Below are 13,795 nucleotides of genomic sequence, written 5' to 3'. Positions count from 1 at the left end.
AAAAATGTAAACTTTTATAATTTAGTTATCCAAATTTATAATCAAAAAAGACATCGATAGGTTCTATTTAAATTATTATCTAAACAAATTCAAAACCAACATTGCGTCACTATGTCAAACAAAAAGATACCTTTTAATACCTATTTAATTGTAAATTATTCTAGAAAAAATATTTTTCAAAAATTGAATATTGAGATCATTCAGAAGATGCTATATTAAATTGAGTTTTTCGTTTTATGTAAGAGTAATACATTTTCCCTGCTGTTCAACTAACTTACTTTATCCTCCACAAGATTCTCTTCAAAAAAATATCTTTTAAAAAGAGAAATTACAATAGCTAATTTGTTTGAAGAATCTATTTAATAATACTTTTCTATTAATTGAAATAAATAATCTTTTTTCAATTTTGTAGCAAACTTATAATCTAACTCATGTACATCTATTGAGTAATGTTCGCCTTTATTCTCTATTATTTTCTTAGTGGATTGAGCATAAATCTTTTCTAAAGCTTCTATTATTTCAGGAATATTAAAATTCTCTATGTATGCTACATTGATGATTTTATTCCAATCTTTAGAAAAGATATATTTTAAGGTAATATTTTTTACGTCTTCTACATCAATTAAATTACGTGTTGCGTGTTGATGAATAACAAGGTCTTGTTTATTCAAAATTTTTTTTGATAAATAGTTCATAAGCAAATTCGGATTTCCTCCTCTTCCAACAGCATTACTAACTCTCAAAATAAGATAATGTTTAGCTCGTTGTTTAATTAACTCTTCGATATGTAGTTTATGAAGTACATACGGTGAATTGTACTTCGAAGAATCATAAATAGAACATGTGCTGAAGTATATAAAAAGTTTTTCGGAATTATTTGCTAAAGTTTCCTCAACTAAATTTTGTTCTCGTAGAAATTCCTTCATTCTAGTTTCAGAAGAATTAGAAACGCCTGAAGCAAAAAAAACAACTTCATCCAAATCTACTTCTGTAAATAAATTTGCAATTAATCCTCTACCTATTATCATTCTAATAATTATTAATTAATTTACGAATATACAAACAAGAAACAAAGTATAAGTTAAGCCACATTTTTATAAATTATATTTTATTAATCAAACTCTTCTGTCGGAATGAAAAATTATTTCAACGACCGCTCTATTGCTTTTTAGGATATCTCATTCAAGCACGGCTTCTTTTTATTTATGCTTTAATTAATAAATCCTTTCTTGCTCTGCTGTAAGCTTTAAATTTCCTTTGCCTAGGATAACCATCAGATCCTAATTCAGAATATACTTTGCGCCATTTGTAACGTACAACTAGCCATTATTGTTAATCAGAAACATTATTTCTTTCAAAGTTTAATTCTGGTGCTCTGATTTTAAAGTAGACAAATAAATCTTGAGGTTTGATTTCATATTTTAAAATTAAGGTTTTTATGCTTAAATTATTCTTGAAATTAAGTTAGGATATTCATTTTATCAACTATATAAAGATAACAAATACAGCTATTTTCACATATATTCTTGAAAAGATCTTGACTAAAATTCCACATTATTTAATTTAATTTCATTTTCAAATAATTTGATGTCACTTTGTATCATTTCTTTACAAAGCATATTAACATCATATTTCGGAATCCAGCCTAATTGAGTATTCGCCTTAGTAGGGTCACCAATTAACAAATCTACTTCCGTTGGTCTATAATAATTAGGATCAACTTTTACGACTTCTTTACCAATTGGTAGCTGGTATTTTGAATCGGAACAAGATTTAACTAGTGCTACTTCGTGCTCTGCTTCACCTACAAAGTCTAATTCAATGCCTAATTCGGAAAAAGCCATTCTTACAAAATCTCTAATATAAGTTGTTTTTCCTGTTGCAATAACAAAATCTTCTGGCTTATCTTGTTGTAATATTAACCACATTGCTTCGATATAATCCTTCGCATGTCCCCAATCTCTTTGAGCATTTAAGTTTCCTAAGTATAGAACATCTTGTAAACCTAAAGCAATTTTGGCAGCAGCCATAGTAATTTTACGGGTTACAAAGGTCTCTCCACGACGAGGAGATTCATGATTAAATAGAATACCATTACAAGCGTACATACCGTAAGCTTCTCGATAATTAACGGTTATCCAATACGCATATATTTTTGCAGCACCATAAGGTGAACGCGGATAGAAAGGGGTTTTTTCTGATTGCGGAACTTCCTGTACTTTACCATAAAGTTCGGATGTTGAAGCTTGATAAATTCTAGTTTTATTTGTCAATCCTAAAATTCTAACAGCTTCCAAAAGTCTAAGAGTCCCTATACCATCTGTGTTTGCAACATATTCTGGCAAATCAAAACTTACTTTTACATGACTCATCGCTCCCAAATTGTAAATTTCGTCAGGTTGAATCTCCTGAATAATTCTAATAAGATTGGTAGAATCTGTTAAATCGCCATAATGAAGTTTAAAATTGACATTTTCTTCATGTAAATCACGAAATATATGATCTATTCTTTGAGTATTAAATGAGGATGCTCTTCTCTTTATACCATGTACTTGATAACCTTTATTAAGTAAGAACTCTGCCAAATAAGAACCATCTTGTCCTGTTATTCCTGTTATTAATGCTACTTTCATAGTTTATTTTGTGTAACGTATTTTTCGGATTAGCTGCATGCTTTTTTTCCAACAATAATTTTTCCAACAATTTTTAGGTTGTATGTTATACTTTTATTTTTTATTAATTCACTTTTATGCTTTAACAAAAACAAATAAAATTTAAAACTATCTTTTTCTGTTTTATCATATAATGCAAATAGGCGTTCGTGAATTATTTCTTTCAATAAGTTAACATCATAAAATTGTTTCTTTTGATTTACAATCTCTAATTCATTAGCGAATAATACTAATGACATAAACTCATTTGATTCTAATTTTCGAACAAAAGTTTGAAAAATTGCTTCACTATATTGTACAAAAAGAGGGTTTTCATCAAATCCCAAATATGTTAATTGATTTTGAATTACACGCTTTGAACCTATAGATTGTGTATCACTTTCTTTTATCGACATATTATCACCATGAAATCTATAATCCAATAGCGATTCCTTGATATTATAAAACTTTGTTATCCTCAATAATCTCGACCAAAACTCGTAATCTTCTGCTGCTTGATAGTTAACATCATATCTTAAATTTTGAATTGCTTTTTTTCTTAATAACACCGTTGGATGTCCAATAGCACAATAACCCAACATAGCTATTTTTATCTGTTCAGGATTTTCTGGATGCTCTATAACTCTATCTCGTGCACCCCCTCCAAAAAATTTAAACCAAGTACCACAAACACCAATTTCGGGATGATTATCGAGTATATTGACTTGCTTTTCAAATCTTGTTGGCAAAGCAATATCATCTTGATCCATTCTTGCAATATATTCTCCTTTACAAATATCGAGTCCTTTATTTAATGTTTTTATTAAACCTAAATTTAACTCATTTTTGACATAAACAATGCGAGAATCTGTATTAGAAAGAATAACATTTTCACTATTATCAGTAGACGCATCATTAATAATAATAAATTCAAAGTTCGAAAAAGATTGACCTAGTATACTATCAATAGCCGTCTGAAGGAACTCTGCTCCATTGTATACTGGCAATAAAACTGATATTTTAGGTAATTTTATATCCTCAACCATGATTCAGGAATTATATCATCTGATTTGTGATAGTCTACATTAAACCATTTTCGCGGGGCAATAACTATTTTTTCTTCATTTTTATTTAACCAAGCTCCCCACCAACTGAAACTGCTATTAGCAATGATATTATGCTTACAAGCACTCATCAACTTTATGTCTTCATAATTGGTAGAAGCGTCTGTAAAATCTACAAAATGAATCTCTTCTTCAATTATAATATTTTTTTTAGCCCATTCTATATCATCCGAAAAAATGAAAAATACAGGATGATCTACGAATTTTTTAATGTGTGCTATAGCCTCTTGGTAATAATTTAAATTACATGTCCCGTGTACCGAATTAGCCTCTGGATTTGTAACGTAATCGCCACGTCTAATATGCAAAGAAACAGCATTGACGATTTCTATTTTTTCTAATAATTCTTTAGTCTGAAATTGTAAAGGCGTCATTACTTCAAAGTCTTTACAGATTTCTGCTCTATATTTTGTAAAATATTTTTCTGACTGAAAATAGCCTTTTAAATATATATTTTTTGCTTTAATATCAAAAAGAGAAGCATCATAATCTAGTCCATTTTCCTGATACAGCGTATATATTTTTTGTTTTTTTGTAAATGCTTTTATTTTCTCAGAGATACTTTTGGGATCCAAGACAATGTCGTTCTTCAGTTCATTCTTCAAGATATTGAAATGCTTAAGAGAATAACTATGAAGTTTATAACTTTCAAACTGTCTTTTATCAATTAAAAAATTATCATGACGATGCAATGACATAGCTTTTGCTACAGCATATTGAAACATCTGGTTTCCCAATCCTCCAACAAGTTCTACGGCAATCATTGTTTATCTATTAAGAAGTAATTCTTCAAAAACCACAAGATCTTCCTCTAACAATTCTGGGTAATTCCCACAGTAAAAACCATTATTATGCATCATATCAGCACCAGGCATATCGTAAATCTCTTTAACATATTTTTGGTAGAATGGTTGACTTTGCATATTCCCAGCAATCATAGGTCTAATTTCTACTCCCGCATCAATAAATTTCTGAATATAATGTGTTCGTAACTCTGGTGTTTTACATACAAATGGAAATGCAAAAGTGGAAAGCACATTTATATGATCATGATTAAGTATTAAGAAATCTGGATTTTGCTTTACAACACTCTCAATTCGCAAATAATTTTGTTCACGAGACTGAATGTTTTTCTCTAAAAATTGCATTTGATATTGTCCTAGAAAACCTGTTATTTCTGTTGGTCGAAAATTGAATCCCAAATCATAAAATGTATACTTAGCTTCAAATTCTGATTGAATTCCGAATTGTGATCTCCATTTCTGTTGTTGTTTTGAATTTAGATTTCTATCCCAACCGTTAGCTCTTACAATACGTAGCATTTCTGCATATTCATCATCACTAGTGCATACCATTCCTCCTTCTATTGTACTCATATGATGTGCAACGAAAAAAGAAAAGCTAGCTCCAAGTCCAAAATTCCCAGTTTTACCTTCTGGTAATTGCGTCCCTAAAGACTCGCAATTATCTTCTATTAGGATGATATTTTTTTCTTCACATATTTCTTTAATACGTTCAATATCTCCCGTAAAACCTAATATATTTGTGATAAAAAGTGCTTGTAAATCTGTTGTTTTAAGTCTATCTAATAAGTCTTCAGAAGTTGTATTGATTACATTAGGAGTTACATCAATTACAACTGGAGTCATATTCATTTGGATGATAGGCATTGTGTTAGTAGACCAAGTTAATGCCGAAAATCCAATTTTATCACCATCTTTTAATTTGCCTAAATTTTTTAAAGCTTGTAACATCGCAAGGTTAGCACTCCCTCCACTATTGAAAAGTATGGCATGTTTGCATTCTTGATATTTTGCAAATTTTTTTTCAAACTTCTCACATTCCACGTCCATACTCAATCGATTAGCATGTAAAATAAATTCGGCCAACGCTTTTTTTGTTTCAATTTCGTTTAAAAAAGCTTTACGCATTAATGGTATTCTCATTTCTTTTTTTCTTTATAGCTATTAATAACTTCTTCTATGCCTTGCTCTAGGGAAATTAAAGGTTCAAAACCGGTTTTCTTCATCTCACTTACATCCATACATTTTCTCAACATGCCATCTGGTTTTGAAGAATCCCATAAAATTTCCCCTTCAAACCCTACTTTTTGAGCGATTATTTCTGCTAATTCTTTTATACTAATATCGTTACCTGGTCCAATATTGATAAACTCATAGGAATTATAATTTTCAAACATATATAAAATTGCTTTTGCACAATCTGCTACATTCAAAAATTCTCTTCTAGCAATTCCTGTTCCCCATAAAGTAACAGTTGGTTTCTTTTCTTCCTTTGCATCAACAAATCTTTTTACAAGGGAAGATAAAACATGTGCATGTTCTAAATCAAAACTATCATTAGGCCCATATATATTACTAGGCATAAGACTTATGCTATTAAAACCATATTGTTTATTATATGTTTCCAACAATTTTATCCCTGCTATTTTACCAATTGCGTAACCCTCATTAGTTGGTTCTAAATTTCCTGTAAGAAGGTATTCCTCTTTCATAGGTTGAAGAGTCTCTTTCGGATAAATACAAGAACTTCCTAGAAATACAAATTTTTTGGTTCCATTTTTATAAGCTGAGTGAATAACATTTGCTTGCATAATCATATTATCATATAAAAATGTAGCTGGATGATCTATATTAGCTTTAATACCACCAACTTTTGCTGCGATATGAATCACATATTCTGGCTTTTCTTTTTCAAAAAACGATTCGACTGCTTGTTGATTTGTTAAATCTAATTCAGCATGTGTTCTTGTGATAATATTAGTATAACCTGCTTCTTCAAATAATTTTAAAGTCACACTTCCTAACATTCCACGATGTCCCGTTATATAAAGTTTTGAAGTTTTATTCATTTTTTAACTGCCAATTTTTTTATTCTTTTTAAAAATAACTTTATAAACAATAAATTAATATCCTTTGGTAATGCTCCTTTATACCCCAAATTTCTTATATCTTTTTTATTTTGAATATTAAAACGTTTCAATAAGTCGTATGAACTTTTTTTAAGACTTGAATCTTTTAGTTTCTTCACACCCCATTTCTGAAGTAAATAAAAATATTCTGTAATATTTATTCTAATATCATTCTCAACCTCTCTCGTTATTTGCGTATTACTTATTCCTATTGTTATTGCCTCTTGTTCATTATAAGCTAACTTAGCATTTTGAGATAAGATCTGTATATAAAAATCTATATCAACAAACCAAATCGTTTCTTTATCGAAGAATAAATTCTCATTTTTTCTAAAAATAGTCGCACTCGGAGCTCCTATAAAATTCCCTTTTAATAAATCAATAGGAGTATTTTCAAAATGTTTTATTAAAGAATGTTTTGGTTTATTATAATTTATTATTTTATTATTTATAACATCAAAATTTATTGACGAAACAAATGCCAATGAACTTTCAGGATTATCTTCAAGTAATTTCACTAAAATAGCTAAAGAATTTTCATCTGTAAACCAATCATCATGATGTAAAATCTTGATAATATCAGTATTCGCTTTTCTAATACTTTCGTTCCAATTCTCTGGTGATCCTAATTGTATTTTGTTTTTATAATAATGTATTTTATCACAACAGATATCGTTTATATACATACATACGTCCAAATTATTAGAATCATCAGTAATAATAATTTCATAATCTTGAAAAGTTTGTATAAAAATAGATTCTATACATCTTTTTAGAGATTCAACATTGTTGTACGCTGGTATACAAATAGATAATTTAGGCATTTTTTCTAGCAATACATATTACAAACTCTTTATCTTCCAAAGTTTCGAGGATTGTATGTGTTTTATAATTTTGATAATATTTTTTTTCAAGAATAAATCCTGTTTCAGTTAACCATTTTGAGATTTTATCATCACTAATTTCAAATGTTAAATGAAATCCAAGCTTCTTTGCATTCTCAGACTCTTCTTGCATATAAGGTACTGAAAAATATAAATAACCATTTGGTTTTAATGCTTCAAAATATAATTTTAATAAAGTATAAATATCTTCTTCTTTAAAATGTTCTATTGTTTCAAAAGATATAATGTTATCAAAATAATTCTTATAATCCAACTGCAATAAATTTAAATTTCGAAAAGTAATATTTTCTAAAGAGTTGTATCTAATACTAATTTCATCAATAACTTTTTTGTTTAAATCAATACCTATTACCTCTTTTGCTTTTTTAGATAATATAGCACTACCATACCCCGTTCCACATGCAAAATCACCACAAATACTTTCTTTTTCTATTTGTTCAAAAGCAAATTCATACCTTTTATAATGATTTATTTGGTACATATCTAAATTTGATATATCAAAATTATTATCAAATTTAAAATCAACCCTTTCTCCTCCATCACCTAATGGATTATTTTTATCAAAGTTGTATTCAATTGATTCTTGTTTTGGTTTATTTCTTTTTATTACTTTCAATAAAAATTTTTTCAATAAAGTTTTCATAATTTTATATCCATTTTTGTTTTAATATTACACTTCCTTGTGACTCTTCTGGAATAATTTTAATATAATCTTCATCAAAAGCCTCAACCTTCATTAACAATCCTTTATCGTAATAATCAAACACCTTTTCTGGAGTACCTATATAAATTTCTAAATTATAAACACCTAATTTTAAAGGAAATTCAGAAATAATACAGGATATAATATTATCTCCTGATTTTAAATTATATTTTTTATTAAATTGTAATGAAAAAGGAGTTAATATTCTTGTTCCAGCATGATCATTAATACCAATACCTATAACTACATCTGTTAAATTTTCTTTGGAAAACACATTAATTTCAAACCTTATTTCAGCTCCACAAATAGCTCCTAATTGATTATTTGAATATATCTGCAAATTTTTCAAATACACTTTTTTATAATCATTTGGAATAACATTTTCAGATGAAATATTCATTGATGAATATAGAGATATAACTTTAGTTATTGTATCAGAACATTTCATCTTTCCATTTTCAAGAAGAATACCATAATCACATAAGTTTTGAATCGCTGCCATATTATGGCTCACAAACAAAATAGTACGACCTTCTCCTTTGGTTACATCACCCATTTTCCCGAGACATTTCTTTTGAAATTCGGCATCTCCAACAGCAAGAACCTCATCAACAATCAGAATTTCTGACTCCAAATGCGCAGCAACAGCAAAAGCAAGACGAACATACATTCCAGATGAATAGCGTTTTACTGGTGTATCTATATAACGTTCTACACCTGCAAAATCAACAATTTCATCGAACTTACGTATAATTTCTTTACGTGTCATTCCAAGAATAGCCCCGTTGAGATAAATATTTTCACGACCTGTCATTTCAGGATGGAAACCTGTACCAACTTCTAACAAAGAAGCAATTCTTCCTTTGTATTTTATAGACCCTGTTGTTGGCTTTGTAACGCGAGAAAGTAATTTCAACAATGTCGATTTACCTGCTCCATTGCGACCAATAATCCCAACAGCTTGTCCTTGCTCTATTTGAAAGTTAATATCTTTTAGCGACCAAACGTAATCAGAATCTCCTTTTTGTGTACGATCGTTAGTTTCACCAATCTTAAGAAAAGGATCTTCTTGTCCTCTTATATTTGCCCACCAACGTTTGATATCATGCTGCAATGTCCCAGTTCCGACCTCTCCTAAACGATACTGTTTTGAAACATTTTCAACATCTAAAACTATATTTTTTGACATAATTAAATTCTAAAAAATTAAACAGTATCCATAAATGATTTTTCAACTTTATTGAAAATCAATGCTCCAATAACTAAAAGAACAAAAATTACCAACGTTGAATAACCTAATAATCCAATTGTAAAATCTCCTTTACCTAAAAATCCATATTTGAAACATTCAAAAATTCCTGTTAAAGGATTTAATTCAACTAACCATCTGTATTTATCAGGAAAAGATGATAAAGGCATAATTACTGGTGTCGCGTACATTGCCAATGAAACTCCAAATCCTAATAACATATTCACATCTTGATATTTAGTTGTCAAAGATGATAAAATCATTCCTGTTCCTAGCGCAAATGCAGCCATTAAAATAATTAAGAATGGTGTTGCTAATAACCACATATTTGGTTCTATAGATGCACCAGTAAAATAATAATACAACACAACTATAATAAATAATGTGAACTGAACAGCGAATCGCATTAAGTTAGACGTTACAACAGAAAGCGGCATGACCAAACGAGGAAAGTAAACTTTTCCAAAAATAGAAGCATTCCCTCTAAAAACAGAAGCTGTTCCTGTAAGACAAGATGCAAAATAATTCCATAGAGTAACACCTGCCAAGTAAAAAGCCATTTTTGGAGTTCCATCAGTTGATAAACCTGCTACATTTCCAAAAATAATGACATACATTACAGTAGTAAAAATGGGATTGATAAAAAACCAAATTGGCCCCAATATAGTCTGTTTGAAAGACGTAATAAAATCACGTTTCACTAACATATAAACCAAATCTCGGTAACGCCAAACTTCTTTTAAATTTAAAGAAAATAAACTATTTTTTGAAGTAATTACGTTAGACCAACTTTGATTTGTTTCTGAGTTTAAACTCATAAAATAAATAAATTTAGGTTGTTTAAAATTTTAGGTTCTTTTTCCAGAACCTAAAACTATTTAATTATATTGTTTTTCGTAATAATTTTGGTAATCTCCAGATGTTACATTGTCTAGCCATTCTTTGTTTGATAAAAACCAATCAATTGTTAGACTCAAACCTTGTTCAAACGTCACACTTGGTTTCCAGCCTAATTCTTCGTTGATTTTAGTCGCATCAATTGCATAACGTAAATCATGTCCTGGACGATCTTTCACAAATGTGATTAATTGTTCTGAAGTTCCCGCTTCTTTACCCAATTTTTCGTCCATTTGTTTACACAATTCTTTTACCAAATCGATATTTTTCCATTCGTTGAAACCTCCTACATTGTAAGAACCTCCATTTTTTCCTTCATGGAAAACTAAATCAATCGCTTTTGCATGATCAATTACAAATAACCAATCGCGCGTATATTTTCCATCTCCATAAATTGGAAGTGGATTTCCATTCAAAATATTATGAATACACAACGGAATTAATTTTTCTGGAAAATGATTTGGCCCATAATTATTCGAACAATTTGTCATCACAATTGGTAAACCATAAGTATCATGATATGCTCTCACAAAATGATCTGAAGATGCTTTTGATGCCGAATATGGTGAATGCGGATCGTAAGAAGTTTCTTCCGTAAAGAATCCTTCATCACCCAAAGCTCCAAAAACCTCATCTGTCGAAACATGATGAAAACGTTTTCCTTCGAAATTATTGTTCCAAATCGTTTTTGCTGCATTCAATAAGTTTACTGTTCCAATCACATTCGTCATCACAAATTCTAACGGATTTGCGATAGAACGATCTACGTGAGATTCAGCAGCTAAATGAATAACACCATCTGGTTGATGTTTTTCAAAAACTTCTAATATATGTTTTGCGTCAGTAATATCAGCTTTTACGAATTCGTAATTTGATTTACTTTCGATATCTTTCAAATTCTCTAAATTTCCAGCATACGTCAATGCATCAAGGTTTATAATCTTCGTTTCAGGATATTTTAAGACAAATTCTCTTACAACGTGAGAACCGATAAATCCAGCTCCACCTGTAATTAAAATAGTTTTCATAGTATTTTATAGTTGTTATTTTTAATCGTTTCCAAACAAATCGCGCGTATAAACTTTCTCTTTCACGTCAGCCAATTCAGGTGCATTTCTATTCGAAATAATCACATCACATTCTTGTTTAAAAGCTTCAAAATCACTCATCACTTTCGATCCAAAGAAAGAATCTTCTTTCAGAACTGGTTCATAAACCACCACTTCAATTCCTTTTGCTTTGATACGTTTCATTACTCCTTGAATCGCAGATGCTCTAAAATTATCCGAACCTGATTTCATAATTAAGCGGTAAACACCAACTTTCTTAGGATTTTTAGCGATGATAGAATCAGCAATAAAATCTTTTCGCGTTCTGTTTGCATCAACAATTGCTTGAATAATATTATTCGGAACTGCATCATAATTAGCCAATAATTGCTTCGTATCTTTTGGCAAACAATATCCACCATAACCAAACGATGGATTGTTGTAATGCGAACCGATACGAGGATCTAAACCAACTCCTTCGATAATTTGTTTACTATCCAAGTTGAATGTTTGTGCATAGCTATCTAACTCATTAAAATAAGCGACACGCAAAGCTAAATAGGTATTCGAAAATAATTTGATTGCTTCTGCTTCGGTTGAATGTGTAAACAACGTCGGAATATCTTTCTTAACTGCTCCTTCTTTTAACAAATTCGCAAAAACTTCTGCTCTTTCGCTTTGTTCACCAATAATAATTCTTGATGGATACAAATTGTCGTATAAAGCTTTTCCTTCTCGCAAAAATTCAGGAGAAAAAATAATATTTTGATATTCTAATCGTGATTTTAAATCTTCAACAAAACCAACTGGAACTGTCGATTTTATAATAACTACAGCATTCGGATTATATTGTTTGACATCCTTTATAACCGATTCTACACTTGATGTATTAAAATAGTTTGTTTTTGGATCGTAGTCCGTAGGCGTTGCAACAATCACATATTCTGCATTTGTATACGCAGTTTCTTTGTCTAAAGTCGCAAGAAAATTAAGCTCCTTATTCTGCAAAAAATCTATAATTTCTTTATCTTCAATTGGAGATTTTTTTGCATTGAGCATTGCAATCTTTTCTGGAACAACATCTAACGCCACTACCTCATTATGCTGAGCCAATAAAATTGCGTTAGACAGACCAACGTAGCCTGTTCCCACTATTGCTATTTTCATTTTTGGTTATTTAAAATTAGTTTAAGAGAACAAATTTAGTGAAATTCTCTCAATTCGAACACCAATTTACTAAAAATGAGCAAATAGACAATTATATTTACGTTTATAAAATTGTAAAAATTGTTATTTCATTTTTAACTAACCGTTTATCTTCTTCTTCATTTGTCAAACTGGAAAAAATTTCAGTCAAAATTAGTTCTGTCTTAATATTCAAATTAACTTTACAAAAGTTAAAAATATAAACGTAATGTCTGTAAATAAAGAAATCAAACGTATCACTACCGAAACTGTGCGTAACATGAAATTTACCGGAGAAAAAATTTCGATGTTAACGGCTTACGATTTTACAATCGCTTCGCTTGTAGATGCGGCTGGAACTGAAGTTATTTTAGTTGGTGATTCTGCTGCTAATGTAATGGCTGGTCACGAAACTACTTTACCAATTACTTTGGATCAAATGATTTACCATGCGCAATGCGTGGTTCGTGGAGCTAAACGCGCTTTGGTTGTTGTTGATTTACCTTTCGGAACTTATCAATCTGATCCGCAAAAAGCCTTAGAATCTTCTGTTCGAATCATGAAAGAATCTGGTGCACATGCGATCAAATTAGAAGGTGGAAAAGAAATCGAAGAATCTATTCGTCGTATCGTAAATGCTGGTATTCCTGTTATGGGACACTTAGGTCTTACGCCACAATCTATTTACCAATTTGGTTCATATAAAGTACGTGCAAAAGAAGATGCGGAAGCAGAAAAATTAATTAGTGATGCTAAATTATTAGAAGAATTAGGATGTTTTTCATTAGTAATGGAAAAAATTCCAGCTGATTTAGCTGCTAAAGTAACAGCCTCTGTTAATATCCCTACAATTGGAATTGGAGCAGGAGCTGGTTGCGACGGACAAGTTTTAGTTGTACATGATATGTTGGGATTAAACAACGAATTCAAACCAAAATTTGTTCGTAAATATTTAAACTTAGAAGATCAAATTCATCAAGCTGTTGGACAATATGTTGCTGATGTAAAATCGGGCGACTTTCCAAATGTGAATGAACAATATTAAATTTTAGTTGAAAGTTTTGGGTTTTGAGTTTCTTCTCATAACTCAAAACTCATCA

General features: G+C 30.0%; 13 protein-coding genes. 1 reads left to right on the top strand and 12 read right to left on the bottom strand.

All coding sequences use genetic code 11. The features are described from left to right. Nucleotides 1-359 precede the first annotated feature (359 nt). The 12 genes from B4A23_RS13265 to B4A23_RS13210 form a co-directional block, all read right to left on the bottom strand. Nucleotides 360-1,028 (bottom strand): NAD-dependent epimerase/dehydratase family protein, encoded by a 669-nt coding sequence (locus tag B4A23_RS13265; RefSeq protein WP_291120719.1) that lies wholly within the window; start codon nt 1,026-1,028, stop codon nt 360-362. A 513-nt stretch (nt 1,029-1,541) separates the two neighbouring features. Beyond that, a complete protein-coding gene (gmd, locus tag B4A23_RS13260) occupies nt 1,542-2,633 on the bottom strand; it encodes a GDP-mannose 4,6-dehydratase (protein WP_291120717.1) in 1,092 nt (363 codons plus the stop codon). A gap of 29 nt (nt 2,634-2,662) precedes the next feature. After that, complete coding sequence (locus B4A23_RS13255) at nt 2,663-3,697, bottom strand: glycosyltransferase family 2 protein (protein ID WP_291120716.1); 1,035 nt, start codon at nt 3,695-3,697, stop codon at nt 2,663-2,665. Then, complete coding sequence (locus B4A23_RS13250; protein ID WP_291120714.1) at nt 3,682-4,539, bottom strand: alpha-1,2-fucosyltransferase; 858 nt, start codon at nt 4,537-4,539, stop codon at nt 3,682-3,684. Before B4A23_RS13250 ends, B4A23_RS13255 begins: the two co-directional genes overlap by 16 nt. A 3-nt stretch (nt 4,540-4,542) precedes the next feature. Continuing rightward, nucleotides 4,543-5,721, bottom strand: a complete 1,179-nt coding sequence (locus tag B4A23_RS13245; protein WP_291120712.1) for a DegT/DnrJ/EryC1/StrS family aminotransferase — start codon at nt 5,719-5,721, stop codon at nt 4,543-4,545. After that, a complete protein-coding gene (locus B4A23_RS13240; protein WP_291120710.1) occupies nt 5,718-6,647 on the bottom strand; it encodes a GDP-L-fucose synthase family protein in 930 nt (309 codons plus the stop codon). Before B4A23_RS13240 ends, B4A23_RS13245 begins: the two co-directional genes overlap by 4 nt. After that, a complete protein-coding gene (locus B4A23_RS13235; RefSeq protein ID WP_291120708.1) occupies nt 6,644-7,531 on the bottom strand; it encodes a glycosyltransferase family 2 protein in 888 nt (295 codons plus the stop codon). The genes B4A23_RS13240 and B4A23_RS13235 overlap by 4 nt, the downstream gene beginning before the upstream one ends. Then, complete coding sequence (locus B4A23_RS13230) at nt 7,524-8,255, bottom strand: class I SAM-dependent methyltransferase (RefSeq protein WP_291120706.1); 732 nt, start codon at nt 8,253-8,255, stop codon at nt 7,524-7,526. Before B4A23_RS13230 ends, B4A23_RS13235 begins: the two co-directional genes overlap by 8 nt. A 4-nt stretch (nt 8,256-8,259) precedes the next feature. Next, on the bottom strand, nt 8,260-9,504 hold the full coding sequence (locus tag B4A23_RS13225; RefSeq protein ID WP_291120704.1) for a polysaccharide ABC transporter ATP-binding protein: 1,245 nt from the start codon (nt 9,502-9,504) through the stop codon (nt 8,260-8,262). A gap of 17 nt (nt 9,505-9,521) precedes the next feature. Continuing rightward, the gene (locus B4A23_RS13220) at nt 9,522-10,382 is read right to left on the bottom strand and encodes an ABC transporter permease (protein ID WP_291120702.1); all 861 of its coding nucleotides are present in this window, start codon (nt 10,380-10,382) and stop codon (nt 9,522-9,524) included. 60 nt (nt 10,383-10,442) lie between these two features. Continuing rightward, nucleotides 10,443-11,489, bottom strand: coding sequence for a dTDP-glucose 4,6-dehydratase (gene rfbB / locus B4A23_RS13215; protein ID WP_291120699.1), 1,047 nt, complete (start codon nt 11,487-11,489; stop codon nt 10,443-10,445). Between the two features lie 21 nt (nt 11,490-11,510). Beyond that, complete coding sequence (locus B4A23_RS13210) at nt 11,511-12,677, bottom strand: nucleotide sugar dehydrogenase (protein WP_291120697.1); 1,167 nt, start codon at nt 12,675-12,677, stop codon at nt 11,511-11,513. Between the two features lie 247 nt (nt 12,678-12,924). On the opposite strand from B4A23_RS13210, the gene panB reads away from it, so the two are divergent. After that, nucleotides 12,925-13,740, top strand: coding sequence for a 3-methyl-2-oxobutanoate hydroxymethyltransferase (gene panB / locus B4A23_RS13205; RefSeq protein WP_038331097.1), 816 nt, complete (start codon nt 12,925-12,927; stop codon nt 13,738-13,740). Nucleotides 13,741-13,795 lie beyond the last annotated feature (55 nt).

The organism is Empedobacter sp. UBA7248 (assembly GCF_002472945.1).
In the GTDB taxonomy this organism is placed as follows: Bacteria; Bacteroidota; Bacteroidia; order Flavobacteriales; family Weeksellaceae; genus Empedobacter; species Empedobacter falsenii_C.
The sequence above is the reverse complement of the archived record's forward strand: the minus strand, read 5'-3'. Positions and strand labels throughout refer to the sequence as shown.